Origin of the sequence: Mesorhizobium carmichaelinearum, from assembly GCF_900199455.1 — a bacterium.
Lineage (GTDB): Bacteria > Pseudomonadota > Alphaproteobacteria > Rhizobiales > Rhizobiaceae > Mesorhizobium > Mesorhizobium carmichaelinearum.
Window position 1 is genome coordinate 26,514 of the sequence record NZ_FZQR01000024.1, and the last position, 17,359, is coordinate 43,872.

18 protein-coding genes are annotated in these 17,359 nt (G+C 63.0%); 7 read left to right on the forward strand and 11 right to left on the reverse strand.

Translation table 11 applies throughout. The features are described 5' to 3' along the window. Nucleotides 1-113: 113 nt before the first annotated feature. Both gloB and CKW40_RS33410 read left to right on the forward strand, forming a co-directional pair. The gene (gloB, locus tag CKW40_RS33405) at nt 114-881 is read left to right on the forward strand and encodes a hydroxyacylglutathione hydrolase (protein ID WP_095203996.1); all 768 of its coding nucleotides are present in this window, start codon (nt 114-116) and stop codon (nt 879-881) included. Between the two features lie 22 nt (nt 882-903). Continuing rightward, complete coding sequence (locus CKW40_RS33410) at nt 904-1,344, forward strand: cupin domain-containing protein (RefSeq protein ID WP_095203997.1); 441 nt, start codon at nt 904-906, stop codon at nt 1,342-1,344. Here CKW40_RS33410 and CKW40_RS33415 read toward each other — a convergent pair. Genes CKW40_RS33415 through CKW40_RS33425 form a run of 3 tightly spaced genes read right to left on the reverse strand, consistent with a single transcriptional unit; the run spans nt 1,319 to nt 3,737 of the window. After that, nucleotides 1,319-1,993: a lysoplasmalogenase gene (locus CKW40_RS33415; RefSeq protein WP_095203998.1), complete on the reverse strand. Its 675-nt coding sequence runs from the start codon at nt 1,991-1,993 to the stop codon at nt 1,319-1,321. The genes CKW40_RS33410 and CKW40_RS33415 overlap by 26 nt on opposite strands. Then, nucleotides 1,990-2,904: an aromatic amino acid exporter YddG gene (yddG, locus tag CKW40_RS33420; protein ID WP_095203999.1), complete on the reverse strand. Its 915-nt coding sequence runs from the start codon at nt 2,902-2,904 to the stop codon at nt 1,990-1,992. The genes CKW40_RS33415 and yddG overlap by 4 nt, the downstream gene beginning before the upstream one ends. Before the next feature lie 44 nt (nt 2,905-2,948). Beyond that, nucleotides 2,949-3,737: a DUF3108 domain-containing protein gene (locus CKW40_RS33425; RefSeq protein WP_095204038.1), complete on the reverse strand. Its 789-nt coding sequence runs from the start codon at nt 3,735-3,737 to the stop codon at nt 2,949-2,951. A gap of 259 nt (nt 3,738-3,996) precedes the next feature. Here CKW40_RS33425 and rpmB point away from each other — a divergent pair, with 259 nt between their 5' ends. The 3 genes from rpmB (at nt 3,997) to CKW40_RS33440 (ending at nt 5,870) form a co-directional block, all read left to right on the forward strand. Then, entirely contained in the window at nt 3,997-4,293 is a 297-nt protein-coding gene (gene rpmB, locus CKW40_RS33430; RefSeq protein ID WP_010911765.1) for a 50S ribosomal protein L28, read from the forward strand. A gap of 157 nt (nt 4,294-4,450) precedes the next feature. Further along, nucleotides 4,451-5,131 carry a queuosine precursor transporter gene (locus tag CKW40_RS33435; RefSeq protein WP_095204000.1) on the forward strand — a complete coding sequence of 227 codons (681 nt, stop codon included), beginning with the start codon at nt 4,451-4,453 and terminating at the stop codon, nt 5,129-5,131. A 58-nt stretch (nt 5,132-5,189) separates the two neighbouring features. Next, the gene (locus CKW40_RS33440) at nt 5,190-5,870 is read left to right on the forward strand and encodes a spermidine synthase (RefSeq protein ID WP_095204001.1); all 681 of its coding nucleotides are present in this window, start codon (nt 5,190-5,192) and stop codon (nt 5,868-5,870) included. 27 nt (nt 5,871-5,897) lie between these two features. On the opposite strand, the gene CKW40_RS33445 is transcribed toward CKW40_RS33440, so the two are convergent. From CKW40_RS33445 to CKW40_RS33470, 6 genes are all read right to left on the reverse strand, one after another. After that, a complete protein-coding gene (locus CKW40_RS33445; RefSeq protein WP_095204002.1) occupies nt 5,898-6,383 on the reverse strand; it encodes an SRPBCC family protein in 486 nt (161 codons plus the stop codon). After that, nucleotides 6,380-6,757 carry an ArsR/SmtB family transcription factor gene (locus tag CKW40_RS33450; protein ID WP_095204003.1) on the reverse strand — a complete coding sequence of 126 codons (378 nt, stop codon included), beginning with the start codon at nt 6,755-6,757 and terminating at the stop codon, nt 6,380-6,382. The genes CKW40_RS33445 and CKW40_RS33450 overlap by 4 nt, the downstream gene beginning before the upstream one ends. A 542-nt stretch (nt 6,758-7,299) precedes the next feature. Then, nucleotides 7,300-8,328, reverse strand: a complete 1,029-nt coding sequence (locus CKW40_RS33455; RefSeq protein WP_095204004.1) for an esterase-like activity of phytase family protein — start codon at nt 8,326-8,328, stop codon at nt 7,300-7,302. Continuing rightward, on the reverse strand, nt 8,325-10,223 hold the full coding sequence (gene cobT / locus CKW40_RS33460) for a cobaltochelatase subunit CobT (RefSeq protein ID WP_095204005.1): 1,899 nt from the start codon (nt 10,221-10,223) through the stop codon (nt 8,325-8,327). Before cobT ends, CKW40_RS33455 begins: the two co-directional genes overlap by 4 nt. An 11-nt stretch (nt 10,224-10,234) precedes the next feature. Further along, entirely contained in the window at nt 10,235-11,221 is a 987-nt protein-coding gene (gene cobS, locus CKW40_RS33465) for a cobaltochelatase subunit CobS (protein ID WP_095204006.1), read from the reverse strand. Nucleotides 11,222-11,344: 123 nt separating this feature from the next. Continuing rightward, a complete protein-coding gene (locus CKW40_RS33470; RefSeq protein WP_095204007.1) occupies nt 11,345-11,974 on the reverse strand; it encodes a J domain-containing protein in 630 nt (209 codons plus the stop codon). Between the two features lie 180 nt (nt 11,975-12,154). Here CKW40_RS33470 and CKW40_RS33475 point away from each other — a divergent pair, with 180 nt between their 5' ends. After that, nucleotides 12,155-12,457, forward strand: coding sequence for a BolA family protein (locus CKW40_RS33475; RefSeq protein ID WP_095204008.1), 303 nt, complete (start codon nt 12,155-12,157; stop codon nt 12,455-12,457). A 30-nt stretch (nt 12,458-12,487) separates the two neighbouring features. Here the strand turns inward: CKW40_RS33475 and CKW40_RS33480 are convergent, their stop codons facing one another. Further along, entirely contained in the window at nt 12,488-14,038 is a 1,551-nt protein-coding gene (locus CKW40_RS33480; protein WP_095204009.1) for an acetolactate synthase large subunit, read from the reverse strand. A 119-nt stretch (nt 14,039-14,157) separates the two neighbouring features. Further along, on the reverse strand, nt 14,158-14,964 hold the full coding sequence (locus CKW40_RS33485; protein WP_095204010.1) for an alpha/beta hydrolase: 807 nt from the start codon (nt 14,962-14,964) through the stop codon (nt 14,158-14,160). Nucleotides 14,965-15,401: 437 nt separating this feature from the next. Here CKW40_RS33485 and CKW40_RS33490 point away from each other — a divergent pair, with 437 nt between their 5' ends. Then, a complete protein-coding gene (locus CKW40_RS33490; RefSeq protein WP_095204011.1) occupies nt 15,402-17,351 on the forward strand; it encodes a PrkA family serine protein kinase in 1,950 nt (649 codons plus the stop codon). Nucleotides 17,352-17,359: the final 8 nt, after the last annotated feature.

Genomic DNA, 17,359 nt, shown 5'->3' on the forward strand with positions numbered 1-17,359 from the left:
TGCCGGCACATCCCCGGATGACATTCGTCATCTCCGGGAGTGATGTTGTCATCTCCGGGATGACATCCGCCCTCTGGCGCCCTATGTCTGCGGCGACAAAATGGAGAGATACGATGGCGGTCGAAATCGAACAGTTCATTTGCCGCAGCGATAATTTCGGCGTGCTGGTGCATGACCGCAAAAGCGGGCAGACCGCGATCATCGACGCACCCGAGGAAGCGCCGATCCTGGCCGCGATCAAGCGCACCGGCTGGACGCCGACGATGATCCTGACCACGCATCATCATATGGACCACGTCGAGGCCAATCTGGCGCTGAAGGAGCGCTTCAAGCTGCGCATCGTCGGCCCGGAGGCGGAAAAGGCCAAGATCCCCGGCATCGACGAAACCGCCGAAGAAGGCTCCGTCCTTCATCTTGGCGATGAGAGGATCGAGGTGATCGCCACTCCCGGCCACACCGCCGGCCACGTTTCCTATCATCTGCCGGCGTCGCAAGTGGCGTTCACCGCCGACACGCTGTTCGCGCTGGGCTGTGGACGGCTGTTCGAATGCAAGCCGCCGGTAATGTACGAATCACTGAAGAAACTTGCCACCCTTCCCGCCGCGACGACAATCTATTGCGGCCATGAATACACGCTCGCCAACGCCCGTTTCGCGCTGACTGTCGACCCGACCAATTCGGCCTTGAAGGAGCGCGCCGCCAGGATCGAGGCGCTGCGGGCCGACGGCAAGCCGACGCTGCCGACGACGATCGGCGAGGAATTGTCGACCAATCCTTTCCTGCGCTGGCACGATCCGGCAATCCGCAAGCATCTCGGCTTGGAAAAGGCCGGGGATGCCGAGGTGTTCGCCGAGATCCGCAAGCGCAAGGACAATTTTTGAGCATCGTGCAGGCCTTCGACCGATGACCAGTTCAGCAGAAATCATCGCGACACTCGGACTGAAGCCGCATCCGGAAGGCGGCTGGTACACGGAAACCTTTCGCGACGAAGCCGGCGGTGCACGCGGCCATTCGACCGCCATCTATTTCCTGTTGGAGCAGCACCAGCTTTCCGCCTGGCATCGGGTCAAGGATGCGGCCGAGGTCTGGCATTTCCATGCCGGCGCGCCGCTGGCGCTGTCGATGTGGGAAGAAGGGTCGACGGTGATCGAGCAGGTGCTCGGCATCGGGCTCGCGGCGGGTGAACGGCCGCAGATCGTCGTGCCGGCAGGCTGGTGGCAATCGGCGCGCAGCCTGGGCGACTGGACGCTGGTCGGCTGCACGGTCGCGCCGGGCTTTGATTTCGCCGCCTTCGAACTGGCCGAGCCGGGCTGGCAGCCTACCCCAGCAGGAAACCCAGCGTGATCGCGAACTGGGCAGCGTAATACAGAACCCACACCGCAAATCGCATCCACGCGCGATGCGGCGAGATGGCCGCCACCAGGAACTTCTCCGTGGCGAGCAGCCCGTCCGATGCCATGAACAGCACGGCGCCGCCGATGACCCAGGCGCTGTTGGTGGTCAGAGCGGCCATGCCCATCGCCAGGATCGCCACGACATAAAAGGCGATCGGGATGCGCAGGCTGGGGCCGACGCGACGCCAGAGCGCGGCCAGCATGACGACCACGAACACCGCCAGTGCCAGTGCGATGGCACCGCGCCAGGATTCGGCGCCAAGCAATCCCAACCCGCCACCGCTGCGCAGGAACAGTGCGATATAGACAATGTGGGCGACGAGAAAACTCGCCAACCCGCCGAGAAACGCCTTTTCGCCGTCGCGCGACAGGAAGGCATCGCCCACCGCGCTGAACGCCAGGGCCACGACCAGCAGCAGCGGGCCGCCTTGCAGCGCCGAAAGCACGGCAAGCATCGCGACGCTAAGCGTCTTTGCCGCGGAGCGGGCGAGGCTTTGCGGCATGCCCAGCGTGAAAGCGTAGATCACCGCCGCCACCAGCGAGAAGATCAGCGTCGCATTGGCGTTGGCGTCGATGCCGCCGGCAAACGGCATGGTCATGCCCCGGCTCCGCTTTCGACGGCCTCGGCTCGGCTCCCAGCCGCGGCCGGCTTGCGCAGGAACAGCGATTTTGCCGCCAAGGCCGCACCGCCGGTGATAAGCACGCAGGCGGCGAGGATGCGCAGCGACGGCTCGGCGACGCCGGCCGCGATCAGCACCAGCGTCGACAACATTGGCGCCGCATAGCTTGCCGCGCCCAGCACCTGGATATTGCCGCGTTTGACGCCGATGTCCCAGGCATAGAAAGCCGCCCCCACCGGCATCAGGCCAAGCCCAAGCACCGCCAGCCACTGGCCGACGCCTTCAGGCAACACCGTTTGCTCCAGCGCCAGATGGCAGACGAGCGACAGCACGGCAGTCGCCGCGCAAAACCAGGTGACGATGCCGGTCGGCACCGACGGAAAGCGCCGCGACAAAAGCGAGTAGGACGACCACAGCAGCGCGCAGACGGCGGCCATGGTATAGCCGAACGTGTAGCGCGCGTCGAAGGCCAGCCCGCCGCCCTTGGTGACGATCAGCACGGTGCCGGCCAGGCCGAGCAGCGCGCCAACGACATGGTTCCACGCCAGTTTTTCGCCCGGCATCAGCGCCGAGCCGAGCACGATCAGCAGCGGCCACAGATAGGCGATCAGGCTGGCCTCCACCGCCGGCGCGTTGCGCAGCGCGGTGAAATAGAAAAAGTGGTAGCCGAACAGGCCGGCAATGCCGATCACCCAGACCTGAGGCGGTATTTTCTGGCTTCTGTCGGCGGCCGGCATGAACAGCCGCGCGACAAGCCCGACCCCGGTGCCGATCGAGAAGGTGATCGCCGACAAAAGGAATGGCGGCACCTTGCCCGACGCATCGGTGAGCAGCGCCAAGAGCGCCCACATGGCGACCGCCGAAAAGCCGATCAGTGTTGCGCGCGCCATGTCCTCTCCCGTGACGCGCCCTGTTCTGTCCCCAGGAACGTGCCCTACTGTACCGCTTCGAAACGGCCGGCGCTGATGGTCAAGGTGCCGATCTGCGTTCCAACCGTGGCGTGGATCGGCGCATATACTCCGGTTTGGCCGAGCGGCGCAAACGTCACCATCATGCGGCTTTTGTTCTTGAGATAGTTGAGCGCCTTGCGGCCCTTGCGATAGCCCGCCACCGGCTCGAAGCCCATCCGGCAGGTGATGGTGTCGCCCTTGTAGCCCGGCACCGAGATCGTGCCTTTCGAAGCGTAGGTCAGCGTCAGGTCGGCGCGCATCTCGCCATCGTAGAACTTGACCTTGCGGCCACAGACCTGGTCAAGGCTGTCGGCATGGATGACGGTGGCGGCCATCGGGTCGAGCACCGATGCCAGGTCGCCAGCACCGATCGGCACCCAATTGTTGGGGTCGCGCTTGCCAGGCGCCGGAATGACCTGCGTCGAGGTCACAGCGCCATTGCTGAAGCGGATGTCGACCACTGATGCCTTCTTGCCGGACGTGTAATCGGCCCGGAATGCCTGCGGCACCATCTTCTTGCCCGAAATCGTGCCCTTGGACGAAATCGTGCCGCGCGTGTCGTCGAACAGCTTGGCGAGGCCTGCAGCGGACACGCTGCCTTCGATCGCGTAGGCGCCATTCTCGTAGTGGCTGGAGAAGGTCGATCTTGCGATCGAAAGACCCAGGAACGACACCGTGTACTCGCCCTTGAAAGACTGCGGCGAGGCAGCCGACGCGGCGGACGGCAAGGCAACGGCAAGCACGGCAACAAGTGCGTGAGACAAACGAGGCATGGCGGGATCGGATCCTTGATTTTCGGCCGGAGGCGGGCGACTCCGGTCTGGCATGTCCCTATGAGACCGCTTATAGGATGAAATCCGGCCTTAATATGAAATGCCGGGCGCTTCCGTGGCAAAGCCGGAGCTTGACGCCCCGGTGAAATGCAACTATGGAACGCCAACTTTTTCCATAAGGCCGCCTGACCAGAACCGCGCGCCACCCGGCGTGGGCACAAAGGTTTGGCAGGTCCCGAGAGAATTGAAGGTTAGAATTATGTCCCGCACCTGCGAACTCACTGCCAAGGCAGTCCAGACCGGCAACAATGTGAGCCACGCCAACAACAAGACCAAGCGTCGCTTCCTGCCGAACCTCGTCAATGTGACGCTGATTTCGGAAGCGCTGAACCAGAATGTGCGCCTGCGCATCTCGGCCAACGCGCTGCGTTCGGTCGAACATCGCGGCGGTCTCGACGCTTTCCTGGCCAAGGCCGACGTCAAGGAACTGTCGCAGCGCGCGCGCCTGCTGAAGAAGCAGATCGCCAAGAAGCTGGCCGAACAGGTCGCCGCGTAACATCGGATAAAGGCGGGGGACGACCGCCCTGGCCAACCTCTTGTTGGCCCTAGGCATCGGATAGATCCGCAAGGTTCGACATCCGGTGCTCGACTACGAAGCGAGCACCGCCCGATGGGCATGATGCTCCGCTGGTTCCATTACCCAGGATAAAAAAATGACTTCCTTCTCGCGATATCTGCCCTTCGTGGCCGCCATGGCGCTTGTCGTCGTGGCATCGAACATTCTCGTGCAGTTCCCGATGCAGGGCCAGATCGGCGGCCTGTCGCTGGCCGACCTGCTCACCTGGGGCGCTTTCACCTATCCCTTCTCCTTCCTGGTCACCGACCTCGCCAACCGCCGTTACGGACCTGCCGTGGCGCGCCGGATCGTCTTTGTCGGCTTCATGACGGCGGTGGTCTGCTCGATCCTCGTGCCACCCTTCCTGTTCCGCCATGGCCTGATCGAATTCGGGACCGCGGCCGACCGGTTGGTGCGCATCGCCGCCGCTTCAGGCGCGGCGTTCCTGTCCGCCCAATTGCTCGACGTCACCGTGTTCAACCGGCTGCGCCGGCAGAGCTGGTGGCGGGCGCCGATCGTCGGCACGCTGGTCGGATCGGTGTTCGACACCATGGTGTTCTTCACCGTCGCCTTCTCGGCGGCCTTCGCCTTTGCCGGTCCGAACGACAGTTTCGCGCTCGAAACGGCGCCGCTGATGGGTGTCTTCCACATCGAGGCCATGCGCTGGGTGTCTTGGGCGCTTGGCGACCTCTCGGTGAAGCTGATCATCGCCGTGGTGGCACTCATCCCCTACCGGCTGCTCGCCGCTCGCTGGAGCCAGCCGGCGGTCGCGGTCTAACCATGATCCCGAAAAGTGGCCTCCGGTTTTCGGAAAAGATCATGGTCAGACAAAGCCCATGATCCCTTGGGTCCATCTCGATTCGGCAAGGACCGGGGATGGTGCCCAAGAACTTCGCCTGAAACGGCGCGGCAGCGAGTTCTCGATCATGCTCGGCACCAACGAGCTGATGAACAGCCGCCTCAGCGGCTCCGAGCAAGCGCTGGCGAAACTGTCTTGCCAAAGGATTGCGAGCCATCGGCAACCGAGGATCCTGATCGGCGGCCTTGGCATGGGGTTCACGCTGCGCGCTGCTCTCGCCGAGTTGGGCCAGGATGCCGAAATCGTTGTCGCGGAACTGGTGCCGGCGGTCGTCGTCTGGGCACGCGGCCCGATGGCGGAGGTGTTTGGCGGCTGTCTCGACGACCCCCGGGTCACCATAGAGGAGACCGATGTCGGGCAATTGATACGGTCCGAGCCTAAGGCCTGGGACGCCATTCTGCTCGACGTCGACAATGGCCCCGAAGGCATCGTCCACAAGGGCAATGACGCCCTCTATAGCCTGGCGGGCCTCGGCGTCGCACGCACCGCCCTCAAGCCGGGCGGCGTGCTGGCGGTGTGGTCGCAAGGGCCGGACAGCGGCTTCACGCGACGGCTGAAGCAGGCGGGCTTCGCCGTCGAGGAGGTCAACACGCGCGCCAACGGCAAGCGCGGCGCGCGCCATGTCATCTGGATCGCCACCAACGGCTCATGGTCCTGACCGGAGCCGCCGGCTGGCGGTTCGAGTTTACTTTGACTTCTGGAGTTCCGCGGCAAGGGCCTCCAGCAGCCCGCGCGTCCCCTCCTCCCGACCCTTGGCGGAATCGACGCCATCGAAGAAGGCACCTTGTTCGGTATAGGTCAGCCTTGTGCCGTCGCCTGAGGGTGTCAGCTCAACCGTGGTCAGCGACGCCGACATCGGCTGCGGCCCGATTGCCATCCGGTAGGAAAACACGATGCGCTGGTCCGGAACGATGTCCTGGAACTGCGCGTCGAGCCTGACCTCCGGGCCGCCGCCATAGCTGAAGCGCGACACCTCGCCGCCGCCGACGCGGAAATCGAAGCTGAATTCGGCGATGGTGAAACCGTCGCCGTCAACCCGCCAGCGCCGCACCGTCGCCTTGTCGGCGAAAGCATGGAAGACCTTGGCCGGCGATTGCGGATAGGTCCGCTCGATGGTGAACGTGGAGTGGATGACGGAGTGCTCGTCTTTCACGGGGGCGATCTGGTTCATTGCTTTTCGTCCTTTTGCTGATTCTTCTTGGGGGATTGGCCTTTTGGGGATGGGTCTGGCTCGGCCAGGATCTGGCCAAGTCGGTCGAGGTGGCGTTCCGCTGGTATGCGGCGCTCCGCAATCCAGTCGGCGAGCGGGGCGAGCCCGCCCGGTTCGATCCGGCAGGTGCGCACCCGCCCGATCTTTTCACTGCGGATCAGCCCGCAAGCCTCCAGCACCTGCAGATGCTGCAGCACGGCCGCGAAGGTCATGCCGAACGGCTCCGCCAGCTGGCTGACGGTGGCCGGTCCGCGGCTCAACCGTTCCAGGATCTGGCGGCGGGTTGGCTCGACAAGAGCGCGAAGGATGCTGTCGATCTCGGAATAGTTAAGCATGGACTTGAGTATTGCGCCAGCGACGCCAATTGTCAAGTCTAGACTAAAGTGTTTTGCCGAGCGTGAATCGGGTGACGGGCAGTCGACCCCCACTCCGTCTCGGCTTCGCCGAGCCACCTCTCCCCCGATCGACGGGGTAGAGGAAAGGCGCGAGCTTACGCAGGTTGGCTCCCTTCCTCTCCCTCCGGAGGGGGGAGAGGTGGCGCCGCGAAGCGGCGACGGAGTGGGGGAAGGCGCTGGTCAAACCCACAGTTGCAGCAAATTGGGCACGACGCAGCGAGCGCGTAATCGGCGGCAAGCGGGCAGTCAGGCGGATCAGATGAACGGTCGACCCTCTTCTCCGTCGAGCTACGCTTGTCCAGCCGATAGATGGGTAACACTTTGAACCGGATACATGGGTAACACCTCTCCCCTATGCGTCCGCCGCAGCGCCAAGCGGATTGATTGGCGCTGCAAAGCAGCGAAGGAATAGGGGAAGGCGTCCGACCAAATCGAACCCGCCGTTGAAACCCGCAACTTCAGCTTCGCAGTGGACCTGCCGCTCAATCCTGGTGCAGGATAAATTCCAGATAGAGGTTGCGCTGCAGGATCGAGTGGTTGTCGTCGGAGATCAGCGACACCATCACCGCACCATCGTCGCGGGTCCAGACGTCGAGACCTTCCATATTGTCGATCTGGTAGCCCATGTCGGCGTCCAGCAGCACCGGCCCGTCGGCGACGGCGCCCTTCTCGACACTCTCGCCATAGATGCGCCGCAGCCGCATCTTGAGGCCGCCGGCCATGGTGAAACTGCGCTCCAGCAGCAACAAGTCGCCATCCGGCAGGAAGGCGCCGTCGGTGATGTCGAAATCGACATTGCGCTTGACGGTGAAGACGCCCTTGTGCGGCCCTTCGATGATGGCGGCATAGATATTGCCTGATTTGTCGAGGCTCTTTTCCGAGACCACGACCAGACCGCCCTCGTGCTGGCCATAGGGATTGGCATGGGTGACGGTCTCGAAGCCGCGATTTTGACGCAGCTCCCGCGCCGGCACCAGGAAATCCAGCTGCCGGTATGGCCCCTTCATATCGGCCGGATCGATCTTGAACTGGGCGACGCGGTGGTTGCGCTCGAAACCGACCGTGGCGATGCCATCCTTGACCGCGAGCCCTTCGGCATCAACTTCCCATTTCTCGTCGATCGGCTGGCCGCTCTGGTCGACCATCTGCTGCATGCGGAAGTTCTGGATACCGACAGGACGCCTGTCGGCGTCGCGGGCCACCGTGCCGAAGAACCAATAGCCGGTGTCGGCAACGCCGATGAAATCGCTGCCCGCTTTCAGAAAGCGAAAGGCCGACAGCGCGCCGAAATCACGCGATTTCGAGGTCATTTCCAACCCACCGACGAATTCGAGCGAACCGAATTGCCTGTCGGCCTGGCCAATGCGGAATTCGGTGATCGGGCGCGCCGAAACTTCGATGGGTTCGACCGGGGCCGAGCCAGCCGCACCGGCTGGCGCGGACGCCACGCCGGCGAACAGGGCGATGGCGGCGAAAAGCGTTTGCCGAAACCCGCCGCGCGAAAAGATCATCCGGCGCGCCGCATGCCGCCACGCCGCGTGTCGCGTGCGCTTTCCTCGGCAAACAGCGAAGCCAGTTGCTCGGTCATGGCGCCGGCCAGTTCCTCGGCATCGACGATGGTGACGGCGCGCCTGTAATAGCGCGTGACGTCATGGCCGATGCCGATGGCCAGCAATTCCACCGGCGAGCGCGTCTCGATCAGTTCGATGACGGCGCGCAGATGGCGCTCGAGATAATTGCCAGGATTGACCGAAAGCGTCGAATCGTCGACCGGCGCGCCATCCGAGATCATCATCAGGATCTTGCGCTGTTCAGGCCGGGCGATCAGCCGGTTGTGCGCCCACAGCAGCGCCTCGCCGTCGATGTTTTCCTTGAGCAGGCCTTCGCGCATCATCAGGCCGAGATTGCGCCGGGCGCGACGCCACGGATGATCGGCCGACTTGTAGATGATGTGACGCAGATCATTGAGGCGGCCGGGGTTTGGCGGCTTGCCGTCCTTCAGCCACTTCTCGCGCGCCTGCCCGCCTTTCCACGCCCGCGTGGTGAAGCCGAGGATCTCCACCGAGACGCCGCAGCGCTCCAGTGTGCGGGCAAGAATGTCAGCGCAGGTGGCGGCGACCGTGATCGGCCGGCCGCGCATCGAGCCCGAATTGTCGAGCACCAGCGTCACCACCGTGTCGCGGAATTTGGTGTCGCGTTCCTGCTTGAAGGACAGCGGCTGCATCGGGTCGATGACGACCCGCACCAGCCGCGCCGGGTCGAGGTAACCCTCTTCCAGGTCGAAATCCCAGGAGCGGTTCTGCTGCGCCATCAGCCGGCGCTGCAGCCGGTTGGCAAGCCGCCCGACGACGCCGGACAGATTGGCCAACTGCTTGTCGAGGAAAGCGCGCAGCCGGTCGAGCTCTTCCTCTTCGCAAAGCTCCTCGGCGCCGACCGTCTCGTCGAAAGCCGTGGTGAAGACCTTGTAGTCGATTTCCTTCGGCAGATTGGTGAAGGGATTGTCGTTGCGGCGCGCCTCACCGGGCGTCTCGGCATCCGCATCGTCATCGTCGGACAAATCGTCGGCGGTGGCGTCGGAGGCCTCCGTCTCGGACGACTGCTCGTCGTCTGCCGAAGCCTCGGCATCCTCGGACTGCGACTGCTCGGAGCCGGAATCCTCTTCGCCGCCCTCCTCGCTCTGCTCCTCGCCTTGCGGCTGGTTGTCGTCATTGTCCTCGGAGTCTTCCATCTCCTGGTCGTCGCCGAGTTCCTCGGCCATTTCCATGGAGGCGAGCATCTCGCGCACGACGCGGGCGAAGGCCTGCTGGTCGTCGAGTTTGGCCGAAAGTCCGTCGAGGTCGGCCTTGGCCTTTTCCTCGACCCAGGGCCGCCAGAGCTCGACCAGCCGCTCGCCGCTCTTAGGCACCGGGCGCCCGGTCAGCTTCTCGCGCACCATCAGGGCGAGTGCTTCCTCGATCGGCGCGTCGGCCTTGTCCTTGACGTCGACGAGGTTGGCCTTGGCGTATTTGTCCTCAAGCATCGAACCGATATTGTCGGCGACGCCTTGCATGGCGCGGCTGCCGATCGCCTCGACACGGGCCTGCTCGACCGCGTCATAGATGGCGCGCGCCGCCTTGCCTTCCGGCGCCAGCTTGGTGTGGATGCGCGCATCGTGGCAGGCGCGCTTCAGCGCCATGGAATCGCCGAGGCCGCGGGTGATCGCGATGTCGGTCTTGGAGGCCTTTTTCGGCAGTTCGGGCAAACGCGCGCGGCTGCCTGCAAGTGCGGGCCTGTCCTTGGCGAAGCCGACTTCCATGTCCTTGTCGCCGGCAATGGCGCGCATGCAGACGGTGACGGCGCGCTTGAAGCTGTCGGCTTCAGACCCCGTCTTCGACTTGTTGCGCGTGTTGTCGCCCGGACCCGCCATCGAGGCTCTGCTTAGCCCAGCACCACGTTGGCGGCGCTCTCGGGCAGATCCTCGCCAAAGGCGCGCTGGTAGAACTCGGCCACCACCGAGCGTTCCAGTTCATCGCACTTGTTGAGGAAGGTCAGCCGGAACGCCATGCCGATATTGCCGAAGATCTCGGCATTCTCAGCCCAGGTGATGACCGTACGCGGGCTCATCACGGTCGACAGATCGCCGTTGATGAAAGCCGAACGCGTCATGTCGGCGACGCGCACCATCTTGTTGACGATGTCCTTGCCCTTGTTGTCGCGATAGTGCTTGGCCTTGGCCAGCACGATGTTCACTTCATTGTCGTGCGGCAGGTAGTTCAGCGTGGTGACGATCGACCAGCGGTCCATCTGCGCCTGGTTGATCTGCTGCGTGCCGTGATAGAGGCCGGTCGTGTCGCCGAGGCCGACCGTGTTGGCGGTCGAGAACAGCCGGAACGCCGGATGCGGACGGATGACCCGGCTCTGGTCGAGCAGCGTCAGCCGGCCCGACGATTCCAGCACGCGCTGGATGACGAACATCACGTCCGGGCGGCCGGCATCATACTCGTCGAAGCAGAGCGCGACATTGTGCTGGTAGGCCCAGGGCAGGATGCCGTCGCGGAATTCGGTGATCTGCAACCCGTCCTTGACGACGATCGCGTCCTTGCCGACGAGGTCGATACGGCTGACATGGCTGTCGAGGTTGACGCGCACGCAGGGCCAGTTGAGGCGGGCGGCGACCTGTTCGATATGGGTCGACTTGCCGGTGCCGTGATAGCCCGACACCATGACGCGGCGGTTGTAGGCAAAGCCGGCAAGGATCGCCAGCGTCGTCGCCTTGTCGAACAGATAGTCCGGATCGACGTCAGGTACATGTTCGCTGGTCACCGAATAGGCCGGCACCACCATCTTGGAGTCGAAGCCGAATTTCTCCTTCACCGACACCGTCGTGTCGGGCAGGTTGGCGATGTCGCGATCGACCTTGTTCATATCTCTCAACGTCTCCACGGGCGAAACGTCCCGTTTCGCCGGCAATCGATTTTGTTCGGGGGCGGTCTTAAAGCCTTTTCCAACCTTATGAAAGTTGGAAAACGACACAAACCATAGGGTCGCTCAGCACAGGCCCGCCTGTTTGAGCACGCGATAGGCCTGCAGCACATCGCGGAACCGGTCTTCCGAACCTCTATCGCCACCATTCGCATCCGGATGGTGACGTTTCACCAGTTCCTTATAGCGCGCCTTGATATCCTTGCCAGTCGCCTTTGTATCAAGGCCAAGCGTTTCCAGCGCCTTGGCCTCAAGCGGCTTCGCCTTGCGCTCGCGCGCTTCGCGCGGATCCTTCGGCCCCTTGAACAGGTCGAACGGGTCGCGCATGCGGTTGTAATAGCCGGCGCGGCCGGAGCGCATCTGCGCCATATCGGGCGATGAACGCGTCGAGGCGCCATTGACGCCCATCTTCCAGGTCGGCCGGTGGCCGGTCATGGCTTCCTTCTGGAAACGCGCAACCTCGGTGTCCGGCACGCCCGAAAAATAGTTGAAGCCCTTGTTGTACTCGCGCACATGGTCGAAGCAGAAGCGGAAATACTCGCCCTCCTTCATCCGCCCGACCGGCGCGCGATGGGTGCCAGCCTCCTTGCAGCCGTCCCACTGGCAGATCGGCGAGTGCGACTTCAGCTCCGCATCCTTCTCCGGGCGGATGCGAATCTTCTCGAAATATTTGGGGTACGGCTTCATCTCACCCATTTATGGGGCGTTCGCAGGTGCGAAACAAGAATTGACATTTTCGCGATCATCGCCCTAACCGCTGAATCGCGGCTTAAAGCAGGCGAATGGCGGATTTAGTTGCGCGGCAGCGGCCCCTGTGGAACCGATTTCCGGTTTTCACGCTGGTGCGCCAGCCATATGTGGTGAACGGAGACGGCAATGTCCATACAGGCGACCATGGAAGACAAGCTCAACAAGGCATTTTCGCCGGAGCGGCTGGTCATCATCAACGAAAGCCATCTCCACGCCGGCCACCACCATCACGGCTCGGACCATCACGGCGCCTATGACGGCACCGGCGAGACGCATTTTCGCGTTCGCGTCGTCTCAGCCACCTTTGCCGGCATGAGCCGCATCGACCGCCACCGCGCCGTCAACGAACTGTTGGCCGACGAATTGAAGGCCGGCGTGCACGCTCTGGCGATCGAACCGGCCGCTCCCGGTGAGAAGACGCGCTGGTAGGCCGGTCCGCCCCAGCCTTTCGCGGCCCCTTCAGATCACCGCTTCGATCAAGAACGGCCCTCGCCGCGACAAAGCGCTGTCCAGCAGCGCGTCGAACTGCTCGCATGTCTCGGCACGAGCCGCCTCCACGCCCATGCCCTTGGCCAGCGACACCCAGTCCAGCGCGGGATGGTCGAGGTCGAGTATGCGCCTGGCATTCTCACCGATCGCATTGACGCCGACATTCTTCATCTCGCCATGCAGGATCGCGTAAGTGCGGTTGGAGAAGACGATCGTCACCACGTCAAGATTTTCCCGCGCCTGCGTCCACAGACCCTGCACGGTATACATGCCGCTGCCGTCGGCCTCCAGATTGATCACTTTGCGGTCGGGACAGGCGATCGCCGCCCCGGTCGCCATCGGAATGCCGCCGCCGATCGATCCGCCCGTGCCCATCATATAGTCGTGCGGCGCGGCAAAGGCCGACAGCGCGAAGAAACGCCGCGCCGAGGTGACCGCCTCGTCGCAGACGATCGCATTGTCCGGCAGCTTGCGCGCCACCGACAGCGCGATGGCGTCGTCGGTGAGCTTGCCGCTCGGCGCCGCCTCGTCCGGGAAAGCGGTCGCGACTGTCTGCTGCGACGGCTTGACGCCGAGCTCATCGCGAAGCGCTTCCAGCGCCGCATGCAAGTCCTGACCATGAGCGGCCAGCGTCAGCACCTGGCAGTCGTCGCGCACAAGCCGTCCCGGTTTTCCCGGATAGGCAAAAAAGGCGACCGGCTCCTTGCCGCCGACCAGCACCAGCACGTCGATGTCGCTCAGCAGCTCCGTCGCCGCATCGATCGGATAGGGAATGCGTGTCGGCGCGACACGCCCGCGCCCGCGTTGCATGCGGGCGATCAGGACCTCGCTGAACAGGTGGACATCGCAGGTCGTCGAGATCTGGCCGGCGATCTCGAGAGCATCGGCCCGCGCGGCTCGCCCCCGAACGATCATGCCGACACGGCCCGGAGCCACACGGATCGCCGCGGCGACCTCGCGCACGGCGTCCATGTCGACGGTCGGCGGCGGTGAAACCACGACCTTGCCCGGCGACGCTGGGGCAGCGCCGCCCCAGGCGGCATCCGCCGGCAGGATCAGTGTCGTGACACCCGGCGGCGTCAGCGAGGCGCGAAACGCCGCTTCCGTGGCCGGCTGGACATCTTCTGGCCCCGAAATACGGCGAACCCAGTTGGACATTGGCGCCGCCAGGCCTTCGATGTCGCTGGTGAGCGGCGCATCGAGCGGCAGGTGGTAGGAGGCATGGTCGCCGACAATGTTGATCATCGGGCTGAACGCACGCCGGGCATTGTGCATATTGGCCAGCCCATTGGCCAGGCCCGGACCGGTATGCAGCAGCGTCGCGGCCGGACGGTCGGTCATACGCGCATAGCCGTCGGCGGCACCGGTCACCACGCCCTCGAACAGGCCGAGCACGCAACGCATCTCAGGCTTGCGGTCGAGGGCGGCGACGAAATGCATTTCGGACGTGCCGGGATTGGCGAAACAGACCGTCACATCATTGGCCAGCAGCACGTCGCACAGGACATCGGCGCCATTCATGCAATTTTTCTCCCAATCACGAGGAGCAATTGCACCTATGGACATCCGCACGGCAATATCCCGCCGCCGCTTTTGGCATGATCCAGTTACAGCGATGGGCGAGCGGAAGTCGCTGGGAATCAGCCGACCGTCGATTTCAAGAATGTCAGGGCGGCAGCGGTCAGCGCATCACCATCTTCGCCGAAATCGCGGTTGATCGACATGTGCGTATAGGCGCTACCATCAAACAGAGTGACTTTGGTCCCGGTGGCGCGCAGGCGCTCGGCAAAGGCTTTCGAATCCTCGCCACGGCCTGACGCCCCCGAATAGGCGATGAAGGTCGGCGGATGCTTGCGGCCATCGACATAGCTGGCCGGCGAAAGTGCCGCCCATTGCGCGGGATCGGAAAAGACCCTTGCATAGGCCCGCACCATGCCGCCATTTTTCTCAAGTGCCGCAAGATCATAGGCCCTGGTATCGTCAAGAAGCAGGCCGGCGACGCCGGGCAATCCGCCACGCATGCCGGTCAGGGCGATCAGGTGGCAACCGGCAGAATGGCCCATGCCGACAATGCGCTTGGGGTCGCCGCCATGCGCGGCGATGTTGGCCCTGACATAGGCATAGGCCCTCTCGACGTCGCCGGCCTGGGTCGCGACATCGGCCTGCGGCAGCATGCGATAGTCGATCGAGACGAAGCAGAAGCCGTTGGCGAGCAGGAAAGCCGGCTTGGCACCGACCTGGCTGCGTTTGCCAAACTCCCAGGCTCCGCCATGGACGAAGAAGACGACAGGCAGGTTTTTCGCGCCGTCGGGCGCGTAGACATCGAGCTTGGCCGGACCGTAGTCGAAGGTTTTTTGCGCGTGTTGGCGCGGGCGCCACGCGGCCGATGCTCCCAATGGCAGCACCGCCGCCACGGAGGCCAGAATGAGGCTTCGTCGATCGATCATCGTGGTCTCCCGACCGTGTAGCCAACAGTGCCCGCAGGCACCGCGAGCGTCCAGTTAAGGATTGGTAATGCTTAGCGGTCTGGCTCGGCGATCGACCATCGATGCGGACCTCAAGCTTTGGGGACTCATCCGCTATGGAGGAGGCTGGATCGACCGGGCTTCGTTGAACTCGCATCGGGTCGCCACGCCGCTTCAGACCGCATTAATGCACTGCCCTTGTCGTTCAGTTCACGAAATCAATATCTACCCCTTGACGGCCTCATCTGGCCATCACCACTTAAGTATTTGGACAGGAATTTCAGTGACATGGGTAGTGTCCCAGGTCTCAACGACAGATGCGCACGCTCTCCTTCATGTGAAGGGAACCCCAATGCGTTGCGGCAGTTGAATATATGATGAGCCAGCCGGCAGCCAGAACGGCTCTGAGGGCAAGTATCATGCGTGAGAATCAGTCCGACGTCTTCGATCTGTTTTCGGAGATTTATGCGAACGCGGCCCAGGAAGAAATCAGCCTCCAGCAGTATCTCCTTGCTTGCCGAGAGGACAAATCAATGTATGCCTCGGCGCCTGAACGGATGGTCGAGGCAATCGGCGAGCCGAACCTGGTCGACACCAGCAAGGATGAACGGCTCGGCCGCATTTTCTCGAACCGCACCGTTAAGATCTATCCCTCCTTCTCCGACTTCTACGGAATGGAGGAAACGATCGAGCGCATCGCCGGGTATTTCCGCTATGCGTCCCAGGGACTCGAGGAGCGCAAGCAGATCCTCTACCTCCTTGGCCCTGTCGGCGGCGGTAAATCCTCTCTGGCCGAACGGCTGAAGAAATTGATGGAGCTGCGCCCGATCTACACGCTGAAGGTCGGTAACCAGATCAGCCCGGTTTTCGAATCGCCACTTGGCCTTTTCCATCCCGATCGCATGGGCGACCTGCTGGAGGATAAATACGGCATAGCCCGACGCCGGCTGAACGGGCTCATCTCACCATGGGCGGCCAAGCGGCTCGACGAACTGTCCGGCGACATTTCCAAATTCAGCGTGGTCAAGTTGATGCCTTCGCGGCTGCGCCAGATCGGCATTGCCAAGACAGAGCCCGGCGACGAGAACAATCAGGATGTCTCGGCCCTGGTTGGCAAGGTCGACATCAGACAACTGGAAAATTTCAGCCAGTCCGATCCGGACGCCTATTCCTACAGCGGCGGACTGAACCGGACCACGCAAGGCCTGCTCGAATTCGTCGAGATGTTCAAGGCGCCTATCAAGGTCCTGCATCCGTTGCTGACGGCGACCCAGGAAGGCAGCTACAACGGCACCGAGAATTTCGGCGCCTTTCCCTATCAGGGCATCATCATTGCCCATTCCAACGAATCGGAATGGCAACAGTTCAAGAACAACAGGAACAACGAGGCCTTTCTCGACCGCATCCTCGTGGTCAAGGTGCCGTATTGCCTGCGGATCACCGAAGAGAGGCAGATCTATGAAAAGCTGCTGCGCGAGAGCGACTTGGCCACCAGCCCCTGCGCACCCGAAGTGCTGGACATTCTCAGCCGATTCACGGTCTCGACCCGCCTTGCCGAGCACGACAATTCGCCGCTCTACACCAAGATGCGCGCCTATGACGGCGAGAACCTCAAGGAGGTCGATCCCAAGGCGAAGTCGGTCCAGGAATATCGCGATACCGCCGGCGTCGACGAAGGCATGACCGGCGTCAGTACACGCTTCGCCTTCAAGATCCTGTCGCAGACATTCAACTACGACACCAAGGAGGTGGCTGCCGATCCCGTGCATCTGATCTACATCCTGGAGCAGGCGATCAAGCGCGAGCAGTTTCCAAAGGAAACGGAAGCTGCCTATCTCGACTTCATCAAGTCGGAACTGGCAACGCGCTATGCCGAGTTCATCGGCCACGAAATCCAGAAGGCCTATCTGGAATCATACAGCGAGTATGGCCAGAACCTCTTCGACCGTTACATCGCCTATGCCGATGCCTGGATTGAGGATCAGGACTACAAGGATCCCGATACGGGCCAGATTCTCAATCGCGAGGTATTGGACAAGGAATTGTCGCAGGTCGAGAAACCAGCCGGCATCGCCAATCCCAAGGACTTCCGCAATGAAGTGGTCAAATTCACGCTGCGTGCCCGGGCGCGAAACCACGGCCGCAACCCATCGTGGACAGGTTATGAGAAACTTCGCGAGGTCATCGAGAAGCGCATGTTCGGCCAGGTCGAAGACCTCTTGCCGGTGATCAGTTTCGGCTCCAAGCAGGACAGCGTCACGGAAAAGCGGCACAATGAATTCGTGCAGCGCATGGTGGAACGCGGCTACACCGAGCGGCAGGTGCGCCGGCTTGTCGACTGGTACATGCGCGTGAACAAGGCGGGTTGAGAAAGCCC

Excerpts from the sequence above, each read along its gene's own strand:
- gloB (WP_095203996.1), top strand. The coding sequence starts at position 114 with ATGGCGGTCGAAATCGAACAGTTCATTTGCCGCAGCGATAATTTCGGC.
- CKW40_RS33410 (WP_095203997.1), top strand. The coding sequence starts at position 904 with ATGACCAGTTCAGCAGAAATCATCGCGACACTCGGACTGAAGCCGCAT.
- CKW40_RS33415 (WP_095203998.1), bottom strand. The coding sequence starts at position 1,993 with ATGACCATGCCGTTTGCCGGCGGCATCGACGCCAACGCCAATGCGACG.
- yddG (WP_095203999.1), bottom strand. The coding sequence starts at position 2,904 with ATGGCGCGCGCAACACTGATCGGCTTTTCGGCGGTCGCCATGTGGGCG.
- CKW40_RS33425 (WP_095204038.1), bottom strand. The coding sequence starts at position 3,737 with ATGCCTCGTTTGTCTCACGCACTTGTTGCCGTGCTTGCCGTTGCCTTG.
- rpmB (WP_010911765.1), top strand. The coding sequence starts at position 3,997 with ATGTCCCGCACCTGCGAACTCACTGCCAAGGCAGTCCAGACCGGCAAC.
- CKW40_RS33435 (WP_095204000.1), top strand. The coding sequence starts at position 4,451 with ATGACTTCCTTCTCGCGATATCTGCCCTTCGTGGCCGCCATGGCGCTT.
- CKW40_RS33440 (WP_095204001.1), top strand. The coding sequence starts at position 5,190 with ATGATCCCTTGGGTCCATCTCGATTCGGCAAGGACCGGGGATGGTGCC.
- CKW40_RS33445 (WP_095204002.1), bottom strand. The coding sequence starts at position 6,383 with ATGAACCAGATCGCCCCCGTGAAAGACGAGCACTCCGTCATCCACTCC.
- CKW40_RS33450 (WP_095204003.1), bottom strand. The coding sequence starts at position 6,757 with ATGCTTAACTATTCCGAGATCGACAGCATCCTTCGCGCTCTTGTCGAG.
- CKW40_RS33455 (WP_095204004.1), bottom strand. The coding sequence starts at position 8,328 with ATGATCTTTTCGCGCGGCGGGTTTCGGCAAACGCTTTTCGCCGCCATC.
- cobT (WP_095204005.1), bottom strand. The coding sequence starts at position 10,223 with ATGGCGGGTCCGGGCGACAACACGCGCAACAAGTCGAAGACGGGGTCT.
- cobS (WP_095204006.1), bottom strand. The coding sequence starts at position 11,221 with ATGAACAAGGTCGATCGCGACATCGCCAACCTGCCCGACACGACGGTG.
- CKW40_RS33470 (WP_095204007.1), bottom strand. The coding sequence starts at position 11,974 with ATGGGTGAGATGAAGCCGTACCCCAAATATTTCGAGAAGATTCGCATC.
- CKW40_RS33475 (WP_095204008.1), top strand. The coding sequence starts at position 12,155 with ATGTCCATACAGGCGACCATGGAAGACAAGCTCAACAAGGCATTTTCG.
- CKW40_RS33480 (WP_095204009.1), bottom strand. The coding sequence starts at position 14,038 with ATGAATGGCGCCGATGTCCTGTGCGACGTGCTGCTGGCCAATGATGTG.
- CKW40_RS33485 (WP_095204010.1), bottom strand. The coding sequence starts at position 14,964 with ATGATCGATCGACGAAGCCTCATTCTGGCCTCCGTGGCGGCGGTGCTG.
- CKW40_RS33490 (WP_095204011.1), top strand. The coding sequence starts at position 15,402 with ATGCGTGAGAATCAGTCCGACGTCTTCGATCTGTTTTCGGAGATTTAT.